This window comes from Faecalitalea cylindroides (genome assembly GCF_028321995.1).
GTDB lineage: Bacteria > Bacillota_I > Bacilli_A > Erysipelotrichales > Erysipelotrichaceae > Faecalitalea > Faecalitalea cylindroides.
This window is the reverse complement of sequence record NZ_JAQLXG010000014.1, coordinates 15,253-35,344: the sequence shown is the minus strand read 5'-3', so window position 1 is coordinate 35,344 and position 20,092 is coordinate 15,253. Positions and strand designations below refer to the sequence as shown.

Sequence of the window (20,092 nt, the reverse complement as noted above, 5' to 3'; positions counted from 1 at the left end):
AGGAGAGTATTACTATGATCAAGATGTTGGCATTTGATGTTGATGGTACGATTACGGCAGGTAATAATGAGATTACACCGAGATTAAGAGCTATTTTCGATCAGCTTGAGAAGAAAGGGTTGAAGTTGGTTTTAGCAACAGGAAGACCGTATGAAGATCTATATCCTTTGAAAAAGAAGAATGATTTTTTTCCTGCAACAGTTTTGTTGAATGGGGCAATGGTTAGAGATGAAAAGGATAGTAAGATTTTTGCCCATTATATGTCTAGTGATCTAGTAGAAGCTGTCTGCAAGATTCTTCAACAATTTGATGTTCCTTTTGTGTGTTTTACAAAAGATAAAAATGTCGTATATCAAAGTTCAAAGCAAACATATGGTCAAGTATTAGGCATTTATTTGCCAGATTCAGAATTGGAAATGCATGGCTTGATCGATAGTCTAGTATCCGTTGAAGAAACAGATTTTAACTATGAGGAAACATTAAAGATTGAGGCTTTGTTTGAGGATATATCTTTGGTTGACCAGGTTCGAGAAGCATTGAAAGATGTAACGGGTATTGATGTAGTGAGTTCAATGAATTTTAATTTGGAGATTACACCAGATTATATCAATAAGGCAAGCGCATTGCAGGAATATGTCAGATACGAAGAAATAAATGAAGATGAAGTTATGGTTTTTGGCGATAGTGAGAACGATCGTTCTATGTTGGAAGCATTTAAACATTCTGTTTTGGTCAAAAATCCAAATAATGATTTTAAAGTAAATACAAAATATATTGCGCGCTCTTGTCAGGAAGACGGAGTAGCTGAATTTTTAGAAAACTATTTTGAATTGAGAGATAAAAAAGCATGAAAGAAGTTCCAAAGGGATTCCCTAAGGATTTTTTATGGGGTGGAGCTGTAGCAGCCTGCCAGATTGAAGGAGCATATGATGTAGATGGAAGAGGTCTATCAACATCGGATATCCATGCGTATGATAAGAATATGGATCGTGCTCATATTGAAAAAGAAGGCGGAGGGACCTTAGCTGGAATCAAAGCAGCAGTTGAAGACAAAGAAAGTTATTTTCCAAAACGTTATGGAATTGATTTTTACCATACGTATAAGTCAGATTTGGCTTTGATGAAGGAAATGGGATTCAAAGCTTTAAGAACCAGTATTTCCTGGTCTAGAATTTATCCAAATGGAGATGAGGAAACTCCAAATGAAAAAGGATTGGAGTTCTATGATCATTTGATCGATGAAATCATTAAAGATGGTATGGAACCAGTTATTACGGTGTCTCATTATGATATCCCTCTTCATTTAGTTACGGAATATGGTGGGTTTGCAAATCGAAAAATGATTGATTTCTTTGTTCGCTATGCTACAACATTGTTAGAACGTTTCAAAGGCAAAGTCAAATACTGGATCGTTTGTAATCAGGTGAACCTTGTTCCAACAGTTCAGTTTGGTTCTCTTGGTATTTATGATGACCAGGCAGAAAATATGGAAGAATTGATGTATCAAGCTGTACATAATCAGTTTGTTGCTGGAGCTAAAGTTGTAAAACTTGCCAAAGAAATAGATCCAAATGCGATCATGGGAACAATGGTTGCCGATGGTACGATGTATCCGGCTACATGTAATCCAGAAGATGTTGTATTAACGATGAAGAAAAATCGTATGCAGTATTATTTCACGGATGTACAGTTAAGAGGAGAATATCCTGTTTATGCACTGCGTTATTTTAAAGAAAATAATATCTCGATCCAGATGGAAGAAGGCGATGAAGAGCTTTTAAAAGAGAATCCAATGCAGTTTTTAGCAATTTCTTATTATTACACCAAAATTGTAGACAGTACTAAAAATACCATTAAAGCATTTGATGGATCACAAAATCCATATCTAAAACCAACACCATGGGAATGGCGTGCAGATCCATTAGGTTTATATAATTCTTTATCTCAATATTGGGATCGTTATCAAGTTCCATTAATGATTGCAGAGAATGGTTTGGGTGCTTTAGATAAAATTGAAGAAGATGGAAGTATCCATGATGAGTATCGTATTGAATATTTACGTGAACATATCAAACAATTAAAAGAATGCATTAAAGATGGTGTAGATGTTATCGGATATTTGAGCTGGGGACCAATTGATATCGTATCTAGCTCCAGTGCTGAAATGTCTAAACGATATGGATACATCTATGTTGATTTAGATGATTTTGGCAAGGGAAGTGGAAAACGTCTAAAAAAGGATTCTTTCTATTGGTACAAACACGTAATTGAAACAAATGGTGAAGATTTATAATATATAAAATGAGGAATTCAAACGAATTCCTCATTCTTTATCTTTAATTTTTATCTAAAAACTGTTAAAATAATTAAGCACATATGGCGCGTTCGGCAAGCGGTTAAGCCACAGCCCTCTCAAGGCTGTATCACGGGTTCGAGTCCCGTACGCGCTACCATCTGTCTATTAAGCCTTTATTTAAAGGCTTTTTATTTGCTTTTAACGCTTAATATGTAGATAGAACACAGGATATTATAGAATTAGAGAGTCAAGATTAATTAAGAATAATATTGCGTTGTCTATGATATATAAATTGAAGAATATTTTTTAATATGAATAACATGAGAATTTCCAGGATAGAGAATATGAGAATGGCAACGGGTAAATAAAATAATATTCCAACAAGATTATAAATCATTTGAATAATAGGAATGGATGAAGGAAAACCCACAAAAAGATAATCAGAATGAAGAAAATAATTCACTACCATCGCAATTGTTGTTAAGAAAGCTAATAAAGGGATATTAAATTTTAAATCTTGAAAACTTAAAGATTTAAGTTGTCTTAACTGCATGACTCCCATAAACGTAATTGTTCCATGAGAGATGAAGAAATAAATGACGCGATAAGAGAATGTTTGATTGATTGAGGCAACGGTTGCCGGATAACATAAGGCAATTAATGCGCCAAGCATATTATTGACTGCAATAAAATGTCGCAGTTTTTCATTATCCAGCCAGAATGCCAGAAAGGATGTCCAGATACAGATAGAACACAAATGCAAAGGAAGAATCTCTGTAAAGATAGGGTATGGGCATTTGAAAATGTTCCAGATGTAATAGATGAATTCACCAAAGATTAAACTGGCAGATACGATCTTTTCAATTTTTTTGATTTTTTCTTCAGGATAATCTTTAGATACTTTAAGCCCTAGATAGAGGCAACAAATAATCAAGATGATAAATAATAGATGGGTTGTTGAGAACATCATAAATGGATGCTTAGCCGGATCGTCAATTGTATAATATCCAAAAAAGTCCATAATCTTCTCCTTTCAACAATTGTATTTTATCACATTCAAATTGAAAGATTGTTTGATTTTTGTAAAGTATGATTGTGTTATTCCGTCAAATTGATATGAATAGTGGTAGAATATTATAAGCAATCGATAAGAGGTGAGACCATGCGACTTTTACATAGGAATGAACTTGATTTTATTGGTTTGGATATTCGTACGATTAATTTATCAAAACGATACTTTGAGAGTGGAGCCATTCAATTGTTGCATATTGAAGAAGTGGAAGATCCGTATGGTGTATATCATGATGTCTCAGCTGTATTAGAAGTTCATGGGCATTTGAATGAATGTTCTTTTCGCATCAATGATTATATGGAGATTGAAAATGAACAATGTGATTGTCCTTGGGGAAGTTATGGCATCTGTGCTCATATAGGGGCTGTAATCCATATGATTTCATTAATGACATTTGATGCATTCCCTTACCATTATCAGAAAACGACTAGTACGCTTCAAAAATATTTGTTAGATAAAGAAGAAAAAAGAAAAGAAGCAGAACTTCTTAGACAAAAGGTGATCATGAAAAGAAGAAAGAATGAATCTAGGAAAATGATCGATCAATTTCAAAGAAGTTATCAGGAACGATTAAACTTTATAGTAAAAAAAGAATCTTATCATTTGATTCCTAATTTTATCTTTGATGAAGACAGGCTTCTGATTGGTTTTCAAATTGCACGGAATAAACCATATATTATAAAAAATCTATATACATTTATCGATAATTTAGATAATCATGAAACAGTGCGATATGGGAAGTTTCTTGAAGTCTATCATGATATCAATAGTTTTGATGAATTAACTAAAAAATGGATCGAATTGATTAAAACTGAGCATAGACCTCAAACTAGTCTTTACTATACACGAATGTATGAAGGGTATTATGATTCTAATCGATATTTAAAGATTGATAATGAAAACGTCCATAAATTCTTTGATCTTTTTAAAGATGAAAAAGAGATCGATCTAACCTTTTTAGAAGAAGAATTTACTTATCCAATAAAGATATCAGAGAATGAGTATAGTTATATTATATCTAAACAAGATAGTCTTGATCTAATTGAAGGGAAAGACGCCTATTATTTGATATCGTATGATCAAATTGTTCGATACCCTGTTGAAAATTACAGCAATTTAAAAGAATTTATTTCGGCCATTTCTTTAGAACCATTATATGTTGATAAAGATGATTTTACATCTTTTGAACATTATGTCTTAAGCCCAAATAAAAAGTATTTGGATATAAAAGATGAAAGAGAGAAAAAGCTTGTTTCTGTATTTATTCCTAAATCATTTAAAGTATATGGTGATTTGTTTGATGATGATACTGTTGTGTTTCATGCAGTAGGAATAGATGAAGATCAGGAAGTAGAAATCATAAAAAATGATCATTTTCAACCTAGCCTTCAAAGTGATTTGATCAAAACGATTTTGGAAAATGAAGCAGATTATATTGAAGAGCACAAAGCATATTTTAATTTAGATAGACCAGAAACTTTTGAACTAATCTTAGAAGGTACAAAGATTTTGTCACAGTATTGTGAAGTGTTTGTATCTGAAGAATTAAAGAAATTAGGAAAAAGTACAAAATATAATTTGCACGTTGGTGTAAGTTTTGAAAATGATTTATTGGAAGTAAATCTTGAAAGTGAAGATTTTGATGTCAATGAAGTGGATGCCATCTTAAAGGCATATCATAAAAAGAAAAAGTATTTTCGTTTGAAAAGTGGATTGATGATTCATCTTGAAAGCAATGAACTTGATGAATTAGATAGTTTTATGCAGGAATATGATCTGAAATCCAAAGACTTTCATGATGGGAAACTGGTCATGGATAATTATCGAGCTTTAAGTTTAGATAAACGATTAGATCAGATGAATTTTATCAAAATTACTAAAGACGATTCTTTGAGTCAATACATCAAAGGGTTTGAAAATATGTCCAATCAGGTTGAAATTGATGATCAATATAATGATGTGTTAAGACCTTATCAAAAGGTGGGAACAAGATGGTTGTTGACTTTATACAGTTATAATCTGAATGGCATCTTAGCGGATGAGATGGGCTTAGGTAAAACGTTGCAGGTTATTGCCATGCTGGATTCTATACGAGATAAAAATAAGACAAGTTTGGTGGTATGCCCAGCTTCTTTGATTTATAACTGGGAAGATGAGATTGCCAAATTCTCAAAAACACTGAACTGTATCAGTATCACAGGAGCAAAAGCAAAAAGAACATTAGGAATTCAAAATTATCGAGATTATGATCTTTTGATTACATCGTATGATTATTTAAGAAGGGATGTAGATTTATATCAGGATCATGAATTTGAATGTATTATCTTAGATGAAGCTCAGAATATTAAAAATCAAAAGACAAAGAATGCCCAGTTTGTGAAAAGGTTAAAGGCAAATCATAGAATTGCCTTAAGTGGAACACCTATTGAGAACTCTTTGGCTGAATTATGGTCAATTTTTGATTTTTTGATGCCCGGTTATTTATATTCATATCATTATTTTAAGCAGGAATATGAAATTCCTATTACGCTTGATGAAGATGAAAAAACAACAAAGAGACTTAGAAATTTGGTAAATCCTTTTATTCTAAGAAGAACGAAAAAAGAAGTATTAAAAGAATTGCCAGATAAAGTTGATCACAAGTATATGTTAGAATTTAGTGCTTCAGAAAAGAAGTTATATCTAGCTAATCTTGCGATGGTCAACAAAGAAATGCAGGCAAAGATGAAAGAGGTACATTTTGATCGTATTGCCATTTTGGCGATGTTGACAAAGCTAAGACAAATTTGCTGCGATGCACGATTAGTCTATGATAATATCAAAGAACCTTCTACTAAGATCAATGCAACGATCAGTTTGATCAAAACATTGACAGAAAACAACAAAAAGATCTTATTATTTTCAGCATTTACTTCATTATTAGATTTAGTCAGCAATCAACTGGATAAGGAGCAGATTTCTTATTATATGTTGACGGGCAGCACAAATAAGGAAGAAAGAAGAAAACTTGTAAACAATTTTAATGAAGATGATACAAGAGTATTTTTGATTTCATTAAAAGCAGGTGGCACTGGTCTTAATTTAACGAGTGCGGAAGCAGTGATCCATATCGATCCATGGTGGAATCTTTCTGCTCAAAATCAGGCAACAGATCGAGCACATCGTATCGGTCAAAATGCGAATGTACAGGTATATCGGATGATCATGAAAGATTCGATCGAAGAAAAGATATTGAAGATGCAGGAAAGAAAGGCAAACCTTGCCGATAGTTTTGTGGAAGGCAATGATGGCTCTTTATCTAAAATGTCAAAAGAAGAAATATTAGATTTATTCAAACGATAAAAAAAGAAGACTGTTTAGTCTTCAAATGGGCGTATGCGATAAGTGACGTTTAAATCACTGCAAATTTTTTGGCATTGTTCTTCTTCCTGTGGTGTAATTGTTGTTGCAACTGTGGTCATGACTACATTAGGAATGTGTTTTGTACATTTTTCAGCAAAATCTAGCATTGAATCAAATGCTTTTTCACCAAACTTACTGCGAACGATCTTATGATATTCCTTGGCATCTGGGGTATTTAAACTGATTGAAATTGTATCAATAAGTCCTTCAAATTCAGGTGTAATATCACGATCATGAATAAGATTGCCTAATCCGTTTGTATTGATTCGAATTGGATTTGGGTAATGCGCTTTTAAGTATTTAGCTACCGGAAGCAATACATCAAGCGCTTCGGTTGGCTCGCCAAAACCGCAGAATACGATTTCTTTATATTGAGAGAGATCGTATTTTTTAAATTCATCGATAACTTCTTCGACTGTTGGTTCTTTCTTTAACCATAAAGTTCCTGAATCATCCATATGATCACGTGTCTGTCTTAAACAGAAAGTGCAGGCACAAGGACAACGGTTGGTCAAATTTACATAAAGATTGTTATAAACTTTGTAGAGAATTGTCATGTTATCTTACCTCTTTTCTTTTTATACTTTTAGTGTTTGCAGCAGCTCTTCAAAACACACGCCATCCGTTACGGGTATATCCATTTCAATGGATTTCAAGATACATTTCTTGATAAAGTTAGATGCTTTCTTGACCGATTTATCAAATGGTACTTGATTAACGGCATCGGCAGCTATGATAGACGAGAATACATCTCCGGTTCCTGAGCGTTGTGTTCCAACACGATGACAGCGTAAGATTTTAGGGGATTTTCCTTTTTCATAACAGAAGTTTGCAATGAATTCTTTTTGCACGATACCTGTGACAACGATTTTTTCTGGTCCTTTTTCAGCAAGTTCTTCGGTCATTTTTTCCAGCTCGCTGATTTTCCATTTTTCCTGGTATGGTGTATCGGTCAAAATACATAATTCTGTTATGTTTGGTGTGATAATATCTGCATATTGAACAAGTTTTTTCATTTCTTCACACATTTCTTTTGTGTATGTGGCATATATCTTTCCATAATCACCCATAACAGGATCTACAATTATTATATTCTCTTTTGTCTTAAAGTCTTTAAAAAATTGTGTAACGATTTCGATTTGTTTTTTGGAGCCTAGAAAACCGGATGTTATGCCATCAAATTGGAGTCCTAATTTTTTCCATTCATTGATATATAGAGGCATTTTATCCGTATAGTCGTCAAAGAAGAAACTGTCAAAACCTGTATGATTGGAAAATATAGATGTAGGTAAGGGACAACATTGTATTTTAAGAGTTGATATAATTGGTAAAGCGACTGCAATTGAGCAGCGACCAAATCCGGAAAAATCATTGATGACCGCTATTTTTTTTTGATTGTTATGTGACATGATAGACTCCTTGTTCATCTGTCATAAAATAGCATATTCTCGACATGACTTCAAGTTTACAGATTGTTTATAGAGATATTAAACAATCTTAATATTATTGTTTTCATATCGTGCTATAATGATTATAAGGAATGATCTTATGAAATTTAATACATTTATCCATGATGTAAGAATTCTAAAAGCTTTAGATGCGTTGGGATTTCACGATTTAACATCTGTCCAACAAAATACGATTCCTGTCTTACTAGATAATAAGGACTGTATCGTTCAGTCAAAGACCGGAAGTGGTAAAACGGCAGCTTATGCTTTACCTATATTAGAAAAGATAATAATTGATCAAAAAGAACCACAGGCTTTAATTTTGGCGCCAACTAGAGAACTTGTGTTACAAATTCAAGAAGCATTTGATCATTTGGGTGTGTATAAGAAAATCAAAACAGTAGCTGTTTTTGGAAAACAGCCTTTTGCCTTTCAAAAAGAGGATCTATCTCAGCGTTGTCATGTTATAATCGCAACACCTGGTAGACTTTTAGAACATCTAAAGGAGCATACATTTGATTCAACAAAGATTCAATATTTAATATTGGATGAAGCAGATGAAATGCTGGGCTTGAATTTTTATCAAGATATTTTACAAATCATAGAATATCTATCCGATTCACGAATTAATTGTTTGTTATCGGCAACGATCAATGACTCAATAGAGAGTCTTTCTAAAGATATTTTAAATAATCCAGTCTGGATCATAAATAATGATCAAGCTGATCAAATTGATCAAAGCTTTTACTATACAAAAATGGAAGAGAAAGTATCCTATTTACTTCATCTTTTAGTCAAAGAGAAACCGGAAAGCTGTATTGTGTTTGCGAACACGCGACAGATGGTAGATGAAATATATGAACAACTGCAATCTAGACAAATTAGTGTCAATAAAATTCATGGAGGTATGTTGCAGGAAGATCGTCTGCGGCAAATGAATGCTTTTAAACAAGGAGAGTTTCGTATTTTAGTCAGTACAGATGTGGCAGCTCGAGGCATTGATATTCAAAAAGTAGATTTGATCATAAATTATGAAGTTCCAAATACTTTCTGGATCTATATCCATCGTATTGGACGAAGTGGAAGAATGAAAAATAAAGGGAAGGCAATTACGCTCGTATCCGATCAGGAAAAAGAAAAATATTTAGAAATCATAGATAAACTTAATCTTCCAGAGGATCTCAAAACAATTGAGCTACAGAATGAATATGATCTTTCCTGTCTATCAAAACCAGAAAGACAACTTGAGGATAAAACAAAGAAACTCAGAAAAGATATTACAAAGCTCTATATCAATGCGGGTAAGAGCAAAAAGATACGAGCTAAAGATCTTGTTGGAGCTATCATGAGCATAGATGAAATCGAATTTGATGATATTGGTATCATACAGATCCAGGAACATCAATCTTATGTCGATATTTTAAATGGCAAAGGCAAGATCGTATTAGAAGTGTTACAAAATAAGAAGATCAAGAATAAATCAGTTCGCGTTGAAGTGGCAAATCATTGATCTTCAGGAGGTATTACCATGATTGAGAAAAAAGATGTAACGATTACTCCACTTGGCTTACAAAGAAGATTGCATATTTATCTTCCTGATGACTATTATCAAAGTAAGGAAACCTATCCTGTCATGTATATGTTTGATGGGCATAATCTTTTCTATGATGAAGATGCAACGTATGGGAAATCTTGGGGATTAAAAGAGTTTTTAGATCAATATGATAAGAAATTTATTGTGGTTGGACTAGAGTGTAATCATGAAGGCAATCAAAGAATCGTTGAATTCAGCCCTTATACATATTCAACTCATTATTGGGGAATGATCAAAGGAAAAGGGGCAGAACTTATGGAATGGATCGTGTATGAATTGAAACCTATGATTGATTCCACATATAGAACCATGCCATTTCGCGAGTGTACCGGTATTGGAGGAAGTTCTATGGGAGGTTTGATGGCTTTGTATGCGGTAATCAAATATAATCGTTTCTTTTCTAAAGCTGCCTGCTTATCTTCGGCAATCTTTGCGGGAAAAGATCAACTTCTTCATGATCTTCATAATACCAAGATCAACACCGATACTAGAGTGTATCTAAGTTTAGGTAAAAAGGAAGCAAATTCTAATTATCTTCACCAACAAAGACTCTATGATAATATGGTTTTCTCAAATTATTTTAAAGACATAGGGGCAACAAGTATGTTGAATGTGATTGAAGATGGTAAACACGATGAATCTTCCTGGGAAAAGGAAAATAAGATATATTTTGATTTCTTATGGAAATAACCTGTGTTTTTGGCACAGGTTTTTTATTTCTGTAAAAAATTAACATTGAAGAATATATGTATGAATGCTATTCTTTAAAGGCAGATGGGAGCAAAGACAATGAAAAAAATCTATATTTCAGCCGATATCGAAGGAATATGGGGAAATGCGAATCCGGCATATACCATGGCTGGAAGTGAATTGTATGAAGAATATCGTCTCAATATGATCAATGAAGTTAATTTGGTCATTGATCTTCTTTTTAAATATGGAGCTAAAGAAATTATTGTAAATGATGGCCATGGAAACATGGATAATCTTTTGCCTTCTAGAATCGATAAAAGAGTTTCTTTTGTAAGTGCTAATGGAGCGTACAAAGAATTTGGTATGATGGAGGGATTGGATGATTCTTTTGATGGTGTTTGTCTGATTGGATATCATACTAGATCAAATACACCAGGGATCATGGCTCATACAATATGGGGATCAATGATCGAACATATTGAAGTGGATGGTAAAGAGTTGGGAGAAACAGGAATTAATGCAATCTTGGCCCATGAATATGGAGTTCCAATTGTTTTGATTAGCGGAGATGATAAACTTCATGTACAGTATGAAGAAGATATTGGGTACAAGACAAACTTTGTAGAAGCAAAGAAAGCAATTAATTCACAGACTGCACTTTGCTGCAGCTGGGATACTTTAGTAAGTCAATATGAGAAGGCTATTCAAAAAGGGATGAATCAGGAATCAATAAAAAAAGAAAAAACATCGCATACAATGCGTATTCGTTTTCACTATATTCGAAATGCTGATTTTGTAAGCCGAATGGAAGAAGTAAAAAAAGTGGACAACTGTACAGTTGAAATCACAAAAGAAAGTTTTAAGGAATTATACAGGACAATGCGTTTTGTTATTAAGATATGCAATGCATTTGCCTAGAATATAGGGAGAGATTTGATGGATAAAAAGGCAAAAAATTCGAAGTTTTCAAGTCGTTTAGGCTATGTTTTAGCAGTGGCAGGTTCTGCCGTAGGGCTAGGGAACATATGGCGATTTCCATACTTGGCAGCTAAATATGGAGGAGGAATCTTCCTTCTTGTTTATTTGATCTTAACAGTAAGCTTTGGCTATGTTTTGATTGTTTCTGAAACAGCATTAGGAAGAATGACACAAAAGAGTCCAATTGGAGCTTTTAAAAGTTTTGGCCAGGGAATCTGGTATAAGATTGGTGGATGGATCAATGCCATAATCCCAATCTTGATCGTACCATATTATTCTGTGATTGGCGGCTGGGTCATTAAGTATTTTGTGGAATATATTAAAGGAAATGTGAATGTTTTAGCTCAGGATAATTATTTTAATAATTTTATTAGTGATTCTTTTAATGTTGAGTTTTGGTTTATAATTTTTGCGCTTTTTGCGTTTATTACAATACTAGGTGGTGTAAAAAATGGAATTGAACGATCTAGTAAGATTATGATGCCAATCTTGGTCGTTTTGGCAATCATGGTCGTTATCTATTCGGTAACAAGACCAGGCGCCATCGAAGGGGTTAAATATTTCTTGATCCCTAATTTTGAGGATTTTTCAATCATGACGATTGTAGCTGCCATGGGTCAGATGTTTTATTCGTTATCAATCGCAATGGGAATATTATATACATACGGATCTTATCTTGAAAAAGATGTAGATATCGAAAAATCGACTAAACAAGTTGAATTATTTGATACAGCTATTGCAATTTTAGCTGGTTTGATGGTTATTCCAGCTGTTTTCGCTTTTTCTACAGAGGCAGCTGAAAGCTTACAGGCAGGACCATCTTTGATGTTTATTACACTTCCAAAAGTTTTTGCGAGCATGGGAGCTGGAACGATAGCGGGAATTTTATTCTTCCTTCTTGTATTCTTTGCGGCTTTGACTAGTGCTATTTCTTTATTGGAAACAAGCGTTTCATCTTTATCACAGCAGTTTCATATTTCAAGAAATAAGGCAATTGTTATTATGGCATTTGTGATGTTGGCTTTTGGAACAACTTCTTGTTTAGGTTATGGTGTCTGGGATTTCATTTCAATTTTTGGTATGGCATTCTTGGATTTCTATGACTTCTTGACAAATTCAATCATGATGCCAATTGCTGCACTGGCTACTTGTATCTTAATTATTAAGGTTGTAGGGTTTCAAAAGATCATTGATGAGGTAAAGATTTCCAGTCCATTTAAACGTGAAAAAATGTATGTGTTTTTTATGAAGTACTTAGCATCGTTCTTTTTGATCATCATCTTATTGAGTTCTGTTGCTTCTGTTTTAGGCATCATATCGATGTAGAAAAGAGATGGATATGTTAACTTATATTTCTGAATATGATTCAGCTTTGGGAAAAATCTATCTTGCCAGTAATGAAAAGGCACTGATTGGTCTTTGGTTTGAAAACCAGAAATATTTTGAAAGTACGATTCAAAATGAATGTATTGAAAAAGATACGCCTGTCTTAATGCGAACGAAAGAATGGCTGGATGTTTATTTTGATCACAAAGAGCCAGACTTTATCCCGGAAATTTCTTTTGAAGGAACCCCCTTTCAAAAGAAAGTATGGAATGAGTTGCTAAAAATACCTTATGGCAAGACCATAACTTATATGGATATCGCAAAAAAAACTAGGGATTTCTTCTGCAAGAGCTGTCGGTCAAGCTGTTGGACGTAACCCAATTTCAATCATTGTTCCATGTCATAGAGTAATCGGAGCTAATCATAAGATCACTGGGTATGCAGGAGGAATTGATAAAAAAATAGCCTTGTTGGAAATCGAAGGCTATGATTTAACGATATTAAAATAAAGCACACAGTTTTAATGGCTGTGTGCTTTTAAACATTCTATTTCATCTGGACTTAGGGCCCTTGCCTGTCCAATTTCTAGATTTTTTAGCTCAAGTGGACCAAAACTAACTCTTTGTAAGTAGGTTACTTCACATCCAACTTTTTGAAACATTCGCTTTACTTGATGGAATTTCCCTTCGCTGATCGTTAGATATGCTTTATTTGTATCTAGGATTTCTAATGTAGAGGGTTTAGCGATAAAGTCATCCAGGTCCATAGGTTGATTGTATATTTCAACGGCATTTTCGGGTAAAGTACCTTCAAATTCAACATAATACTTTTTTTGTACATGTTTTTTTGGCGATAGTAGATCATGTGTGAGTTGTCCATCATTACAAACAAGAAGCAAGCCTTCTGTATCTATATCAAGACGTCCAACAGGATAAAGATCTTTTCTTATGCTGGGAATTAACTCCATGATTGTTGGATGGACATTATCTTCGGTGGCACTGACATAGCCAGAAGGCTTGTTTAAAATATAATATTCATATTGAATATAGGAAACGGGTGTATCATCCACATAGACAATTTGGTCTTCTTTTACTTGATGATCAGCTTTCTTGATTGTTTTTCCTTCAATCGTGACCCACCCATTTTTGATGATGTTTTTTACTTCGTTGCGGGTTCCATATCCCATATGAGATAGAAATTTATCAAGTCTCATTGCCATCGCCATCCTTTCGCATATTTATTCTTTATGATTCCTTTATCAATCTTTCCAAAGCCAAGAGGATATCCATTTACACAAATCAAGATCCAACCTTTTGTCTTTGTATCTAGATCTTTAATATCAATCGTTTCACCTTTTAAATATTTGATAACTCTTGTATCTTCAACGGATAAGTCAACTGTATTTTTAAATTGTTCTTTTTTTAGGGCTAGAGCTAAAGCTTGGCTTGGTTCAAAATGATTCTTTTTGAATTCTCCACAAATCAGACCAGAGCGTAGTAAACGCCATTTTTTCTGTTCGGGTAGTTGTAATGGACTCCAGATGGCCTTTTCATTTTTAATGATAAAAGACCCTTGAGAAAAATCAAACGTACAAAGATTTAAAAATTCTTTAAATGACTCAGGTAAAGATGTTTTTATATTTTGATATCTTTTTTGAGGGGTATCTCCATCTTTTTGTAGTAAAGCCACAAAATGTCCTTCACCATGAATTTTATGAGGATAAAGTCGAACGCATTCTTCCATATTTATACCACTAGAAAATCCCGGGCATTTAGGAATCGAAACAAGATGTATGTCTGGATGTCTATCTAAAGCATCTTGAATGACCTCTTCATTTTCTTTTACAGAGAACGTGCATGTAGAATATACGATCATACCTCCAGGTCTTAACATATCAATTGCGGATGAAAGAATCTCTTTTTGAATAGGTGGATAGTAAGTATCATCTCTTTGGATCCAACTGTTGATCAAATGTGGTTCTTTTCGAAACATTCCTTCTCCACTACATGGTGCATCAACCAGAATTTTATCAAAGGTTTGTGTAAATCTATTTGAAAGATCAATGAGGTCTTCACTGCATACCCAGGCATTATAAGAGCCGGATAGTTCCAGGTTTTTGATCAAGCCTTGACAGCGAGATGTACTGATATCATTGGATAATAATAGACCTGTATTATGTAGTTTGGCTGCAAGTTCTGTGCTTTTTCCTCCAGGTGCTGCGCATGTATCAAGTACAAGTTCATTTTCTTCTATTGGTAAAACCTGTGCCGGCAACATGGCAGAAGGCTCTTGAAGGTAATAAAGGCCGGCGTAGTAGTACGGATGTTTAGCAGGCTTTTGATCTCCTTCATAATAAAATCCATTATCTGTCCATGGAATAGGAGTTAAATCGAAAGGAGATATTTTAAGAAAATCTTGTACACTGATCTTATTTGTGTTTACGCGAAGTCCATAATAACGTTCGTGTTCAAAACTTTGAATATATGCTTCAAATTCATCTTTTAGCAGTTCTTTCATCTGTTGGATAAAACTTTCAGGTAATTGAGTGACCATATTAAATCTCCTTTTTGTGCACCCCATTATAGCATAGATGAGCATATGTGTGTCCTGTACTTTTTAGTAATTTTTAATGGATTAGTTTAAAAAAATGTACTTCTAAAAGGGATCCTATTATAAGTAAGTTCGTTATACATAATTTTGAGTGGCAATGGGATGAGAAAAAGCGATGTTTATTGATATTTAAAACATTATACTTGTTTGTCTAATCAAGTATAGTAGATTAAATGTTCAAATATTAGATAGAGGTTTAGCTGTGAAGAGAATCTATAAGTACTAAAAATAGGACTTGATTAAGCTTTAAGTAAAATGAGTGGTTGATGATATAGGTACAGTGATGTATTATGTTAAAAGAATGAAAGCGTTTTATTTTTAAGAAAGGATGATTTAGATGTCACATTATGTATTGGGATTAGATATTGGTATAACGTCTGTAGGTTATGGAATTATAGATTTAGATACGAATGATTTTATTGATTATGGGGTTCGATTATTTAAAGAAGGAACAGCAGCTAATAATGAAGACAGAAGAAATAGCAGAAGCAGAAGAAGGTTATTATCAAGAAAACATACGCGCTTAATGGACATGCAGAAAGTTTTAAAAGAAGCCGGAATAATGACTGAAAGTTATCGTCCATTGCCAAATGTATACGAAATCAGAAAAAAAGGATTAACACAAGAACTAACAAATGAGGAATTGACTGCGGCTATCTTACATATCACAAAACATAGAGGAAGTGTTATTGAAACCGTCGAAGATGATGAGGCAACAGCAAAAGAAACAGGTGAATTAAAATCAACACTGCATGAAAATGCACTCTTATTAGCAAATAATAAATTTGTTTGTGAAATTCAACTAGAAAGATTAAATACTGAAAATAAAATTCGTAATCATAAGAATAATTTTAAAACAAAAGATTATGTAGCAGAACTAAAAGAAATTTTAAATCACCAAAATTTAAGCGAAGAAGTAAAAAATAAAATCATACAAATTGTTGAAAGACGAAGAGCTTATTATGAAGGACCTGGAAGCTTTAATTCTCCTACTCCTTATGGACGTTTTATTGAAGTTAATGGTCAAGTACAGGAAATTGATTTGATAGAAAAAATGCGTGGTAAATGTAGTGTGTATCCTGATGAGTTTAGAGCACCTAAAATGAGTATCAGTGCAGATTTATTTAATATTTTGAACGATTTTAATAATTTACTCGTCCAAGGAGAAAAGCTGCAAGAGGAAGATAAGAAGAATCTTTTAAAAATTATCAATGATAAAGGAAGCATTACTTTAAGACAAATATCAAAAAAATTAGAAGTTAATGAAGATGAAATCAAGGGATATCGAATTGATAAAAAAGGGAAAGCTCTTTTCACAGAGTTTAAAGGATATAAAATTTTAAAGAAATTGTTCTTAAATTATGGACAGTCGATTAGTCTTGAAGATTACGAAATGTTAGATGAGATTATCGAAATTGTTACTAAGAAAAAAGGTATCGATGAAAGAAAAGATGCTTTAAAAGAACTTAAATGGGATTTATCTGATGATATTATCAATTCATTATCAGAGGTAACAGGTATTGTCGGCTATCATTCTTTATCTTTAAAGGCAATTCGTGAACTAGATAGTGAATTGTATAAAACATCTTTAAATCAAATGCAGCTATTACATGAGTTGAAAATGTTTGATAAAAATAGACCTTCTTATAAAGGTAAGAAAAATATTGTGGCAGATCCAGAAGCTATTTTGTCACCAGTTGCTAAAAGGGCACAAAATGAAACCTTTAAAGTTATCAACGCTTTGCGAAAAAAATATGGTGAATTTGATTCTATTGTTGTTGAAATGACTAGAGATAAGAATTCGCAGGAGCAAAAGAAAAGAATAAATGATTCGCAAAAGGCATTAGAAAGCTTGAATAAAGAGGTTGATCAACTTTTACAACAGAAAGGCTATGATCCTCAAAAAGTGAAAGGTAAGACGAAACAAAAAGTACGCTTATATATGATGCAGGAAGGGAAAAGTGCTTATACTTTACAGGAATTAGATTTACATAGAGTTATTAAAGATGATAAATATACTGAAATAGATCATATTATACCTATTTCTATTTCTTTAGATGATTCTCAATCAAATAAAGTTTTAGCATTACATTCTGAAAATCAACAAAAAGGTAGCTTAACTCCGTTTATGGCATTTCATACAGGAAGGTTTGCCGGCATGGGTTGTACTTGGAATAAATTCAAGGAAAATGTTTTAGCAAACAAGAATTACAATCATAAGAAAAAGAATAATTTGTTAGATGAAAGAGATATAAACAAGTTTAGTGTAATTCAAGAATTTATTAATCGTAATTTAGTCGATACGAGTTATGCCAATAGAGTAGTTTTGAATACTTTAACAGATTATTTTAAAGATAATGAAATTGATACAAAAGTGCATACAGTTAATGGTAAATTAACGGATTTGTTTAGAAAACGAATTAACTTGAAAAAAGATCGAAATGAAGATTATTTACATCATGCAATTGATGCTTTAATTGTCGCATCAATTAAAAAGCTAAGATTGTTAGATGGTTATTTGGCAAAATATGGTTTTGAAACGTTATATGATGAAATGACAGGGGAAATTAAAGAGATACCAGAAGATAAAGCTTTTTTTGATGATAAGTATATTCGATATATACTAAATCTTAAAACTATTTATGAGTCTAGTAATATGTACTATCGAGGAATCTTAGAAAGAGAAGAATTGATCTATCAACCGATTAAAATTTCTCATAAAATTGATACTAAACCAAATAGGAAAGTTTCTGATGAAACTATTTATAGTACAAGAATTATTGATAATGAAGATCATTTGATAGAAAAATATAGTGATATTTATGATCCAAAGTTTAAAAATCTTACTGAAGATATTCTTAATGGAGAAAAGAATAAGTATTTGATGGAAAAAAACGACCCACAAACATTTAATATTTTAAAACAAATTATTTTTAATCATTATAATACTTATAAAGATTCTAAAGAGTATTATAAAATTGAAAAGAAAAAAGAAAAAGAAATAATAAAACTTGTCGGAATTAATCCTTTAAGTCTGTACAAAGAAGAAAACGGCCCTATTAAGAAGTACTCCAAGAAAGGTAATGGACCAGTAATCATGTCAATGAAATATGATAGTGAAAAATTGGGAAATCATATTGATATTACTCCAGATAGTGCAAAAAACAAAAAAGTTATTCTGAAACAGATCAGTCCATATCGGACAGATTTCTACAAGTGCATAGATGGTAAATTTAGATTTGTAACAGTACGTTATAAAGATGTTCATTATCAAAAATCAATAGACAAATATTGCATTGATAAAGAATGGTATCAAAATGAAAAGAAAAATAAAAAAATTGATGAAAAAGCAGAATTTTTATTTTCTATGCATCATGATGAATTGATTGGTATAACAAAGAAAGAAAATGATAAATTTATCTATGATGAGTCAAAAGAAAATCATGGAGAGCCTAGGTATCATGATGGAGTTAAACCAGAAATTTTAAAATTTACAGCAACCAATAATGATTCTCAAGGAATTGTTGAAGTAAAACCTTTATATACGTATTGTAAAAAGCAATTAATGTTATCGGTTTTAAATGTGAAAAATATTAAAAAATATGCAACAGATGTTTTAGGAAACTTGTATGAAGTTAAACAAAACGAGTTGAAATTGGAGTTTTAACAGGATATAATATTCATGGTTATATTCTAGCAAAAATTCATATGACCTAACAAAACAAGGGTTTATCCCGGATTCGGCTCTTCGGAGCCTTTTCTTTTACCTTAATTGTTATGGGACATAGAGTTATATATGTAGAAAAATGTGAATATTTGAGATTGTATTTAGATAATCTAAAAGTAATGGTTAAAGACAATGATATCTTATTTCCAATTTCAGATATTCAGATATTAGTTATCGATAATTATCAATCAAATATAAGTGTACCTTTAATAAATAAATTGACGGAGAATAATGTATGCACAATTATATGCGGAGTAGATCATCTGCCTAAGAGTTATATTCTTCCAATTAATGGAAATTTCGCAACTAGTGGAAATATAAACAAACAAATTTCTTGGGAAAAAGAAAGAAAAGCTCTGTTACATTCAATAATTGTAAAATACAAAATCGAAAATCAAATAGAAATTCTAAAACAAAATAATAAGAGTCATGAAGTAATAAAAAAGCTTTATGAATTTGTAGATAGTATAGAGTTAGATGATAGAACAAATAGGGAGGGTCTTGCTGCAAAAATGTATTTTAGAGAATTGTTTGGTTCTGACTTTATTCGATTTGATGATGATGTGATCAACGCAGGATTAAACTATGGATATAGTATTTTTAGATCATTAATAACTTCTATCATTGTAGCAAAAGGATATATTGCAAATATTGGAATATTTCATAAAGGAAAACAAAATATGTTTAATTTAAGCGATGATATTATTGAGGTGTTTCGCCCTATTGTTGATGATTTTGTTTATAATACAATGCGTGATGAAATATTGTTTAAACAAGAACATCGAGAAAAGCTAATACAATTGACAAATAAGAAAATTCTTATAGATTCTCGAAAGCAAACAATAGCGAATGCGATAAATCAATATTTAGACTCAATTTTTAATTATTTGGATGGTGAAACGAATAGAGTTTTATTTCCGTTACCTATAATATATGACTTATGATT

16 protein-coding genes and 1 tRNA gene are annotated in these 20,092 nt (G+C 32.4%); 12 read left to right on the top strand and 5 right to left on the bottom strand.

Annotated elements, in window-relative coordinates; genetic code table 11:
* Positions 1 to 14: 14 nt before the first annotated feature.
* From PND65_RS07910 to PND65_RS07900, 3 genes are all read left to right on the top strand, one after another.
* Positions 15 to 851 (top strand): HAD family hydrolase, encoded by an 837-nt coding sequence (locus PND65_RS07910; RefSeq protein WP_271991458.1) that lies wholly within the window; start codon positions 15 to 17, stop codon positions 849 to 851.
* The gene (locus tag PND65_RS07905) at positions 848 to 2,293 is read left to right on the top strand and encodes a glycoside hydrolase family 1 protein (RefSeq protein WP_271991460.1); all 1,446 of its coding nucleotides are present in this window, start codon (positions 848 to 850) and stop codon (positions 2,291 to 2,293) included. Before PND65_RS07910 ends, PND65_RS07905 begins: the two co-directional genes overlap by 4 nt.
* A gap of 85 nt (positions 2,294 to 2,378) precedes the next feature.
* Positions 2,379 to 2,453, top strand: a tRNA-Glu gene (locus PND65_RS07900).
* Positions 2,454 to 2,549: 96 nt separating this feature from the next.
* Here PND65_RS07900 and PND65_RS07895 read toward each other — a convergent pair.
* A complete protein-coding gene (locus PND65_RS07895; protein WP_271991462.1) occupies positions 2,550 to 3,317 on the bottom strand; it encodes a TMEM164 family acyltransferase in 768 nt (255 codons plus the stop codon).
* Positions 3,318 to 3,458: 141 nt separating this feature from the next.
* Here PND65_RS07895 and PND65_RS07890 point away from each other — a divergent pair, with 141 nt between their 5' ends.
* Complete coding sequence (locus PND65_RS07890) at positions 3,459 to 6,710, top strand: DEAD/DEAH box helicase (RefSeq protein WP_271991464.1); 3,252 nt, start codon at positions 3,459 to 3,461, stop codon at positions 6,708 to 6,710.
* A 14-nt stretch (positions 6,711 to 6,724) separates the two neighbouring features.
* Here PND65_RS07890 and PND65_RS07885 read toward each other — a convergent pair whose 3' ends face one another.
* Positions 6,725 to 7,327, bottom strand: coding sequence for a TIGR04100 family radical SAM protein (locus PND65_RS07885; RefSeq protein WP_081683625.1), 603 nt, complete (start codon positions 7,325 to 7,327; stop codon positions 6,725 to 6,727).
* A gap of 21 nt (positions 7,328 to 7,348) precedes the next feature.
* Positions 7,349 to 8,179: a pyridoxamine kinase gene (locus tag PND65_RS07880; RefSeq protein WP_087158929.1), complete on the bottom strand. Its 831-nt coding sequence runs from the start codon at positions 8,177 to 8,179 to the stop codon at positions 7,349 to 7,351.
* 139 nt (positions 8,180 to 8,318) lie between these two features.
* On the opposite strand from PND65_RS07880, the gene PND65_RS07875 reads away from it, so the two are divergent.
* The 6 genes from PND65_RS07875 to PND65_RS09625 all read left to right on the top strand — a co-directional run bounded on the left by PND65_RS07875 (position 8,319) and on the right by PND65_RS09625 (position 13,318).
* Complete coding sequence (locus tag PND65_RS07875) at positions 8,319 to 9,728, top strand: DEAD/DEAH box helicase (RefSeq protein ID WP_271991467.1); 1,410 nt, start codon at positions 8,319 to 8,321, stop codon at positions 9,726 to 9,728.
* 18 nt (positions 9,729 to 9,746) lie between these two features.
* Positions 9,747 to 10,502: an alpha/beta hydrolase gene (locus PND65_RS07870; RefSeq protein ID WP_271991469.1), complete on the top strand. Its 756-nt coding sequence runs from the start codon at positions 9,747 to 9,749 to the stop codon at positions 10,500 to 10,502.
* Between the two features lie 99 nt (positions 10,503 to 10,601).
* Entirely contained in the window at positions 10,602 to 11,423 is an 822-nt protein-coding gene (locus PND65_RS07865) for a M55 family metallopeptidase (RefSeq protein WP_271991472.1), read from the top strand.
* Positions 11,424 to 11,441: 18 nt separating this feature from the next.
* The gene (locus PND65_RS07860; protein WP_195295184.1) at positions 11,442 to 12,809 is read left to right on the top strand and encodes a sodium-dependent transporter; all 1,368 of its coding nucleotides are present in this window, start codon (positions 11,442 to 11,444) and stop codon (positions 12,807 to 12,809) included.
* A gap of 13 nt (positions 12,810 to 12,822) precedes the next feature.
* On the top strand, positions 12,823 to 13,185 hold the full coding sequence (locus PND65_RS07855) for a methylated-DNA--[protein]-cysteine S-methyltransferase (protein ID WP_334258961.1): 363 nt from the start codon (positions 12,823 to 12,825) through the stop codon (positions 13,183 to 13,185).
* Complete coding sequence (locus PND65_RS09625; protein ID WP_334259014.1) at positions 13,118 to 13,318, top strand: methylated-DNA--[protein]-cysteine S-methyltransferase; 201 nt, start codon at positions 13,118 to 13,120, stop codon at positions 13,316 to 13,318. The genes PND65_RS07855 and PND65_RS09625 overlap by 68 nt, the downstream gene beginning before the upstream one ends.
* An 11-nt stretch (positions 13,319 to 13,329) precedes the next feature.
* Here PND65_RS09625 and PND65_RS07850 read toward each other — a convergent pair whose 3' ends face one another.
* Positions 13,330 to 14,022 carry a pseudouridine synthase gene (locus PND65_RS07850; RefSeq protein ID WP_271991475.1) on the bottom strand — a complete coding sequence of 231 codons (693 nt, stop codon included), beginning with the start codon at positions 14,020 to 14,022 and terminating at the stop codon, positions 13,330 to 13,332.
* Positions 14,019 to 15,362, bottom strand: coding sequence for an RsmB/NOP family class I SAM-dependent RNA methyltransferase (locus PND65_RS07845; protein WP_271991478.1), 1,344 nt, complete (start codon positions 15,360 to 15,362; stop codon positions 14,019 to 14,021). Before PND65_RS07845 ends, PND65_RS07850 begins: the two co-directional genes overlap by 4 nt.
* A 394-nt stretch (positions 15,363 to 15,756) precedes the next feature.
* On the opposite strand from PND65_RS07845, the gene cas9 reads away from it, so the two are divergent.
* Positions 15,757 to 19,086 (top strand): type II CRISPR RNA-guided endonuclease Cas9, encoded by a 3,330-nt coding sequence (gene cas9 / locus PND65_RS07840; protein ID WP_271991480.1) that lies wholly within the window; start codon positions 15,757 to 15,759, stop codon positions 19,084 to 19,086.
* A 110-nt stretch (positions 19,087 to 19,196) separates the two neighbouring features.
* Positions 19,197 to 20,090, top strand: a complete 894-nt coding sequence (gene cas1, locus PND65_RS07835; protein ID WP_271991483.1) for a type II CRISPR-associated endonuclease Cas1 — start codon at positions 19,197 to 19,199, stop codon at positions 20,088 to 20,090.
* The last annotated feature ends 2 nt before the right edge of the window (positions 20,091 to 20,092 follow it).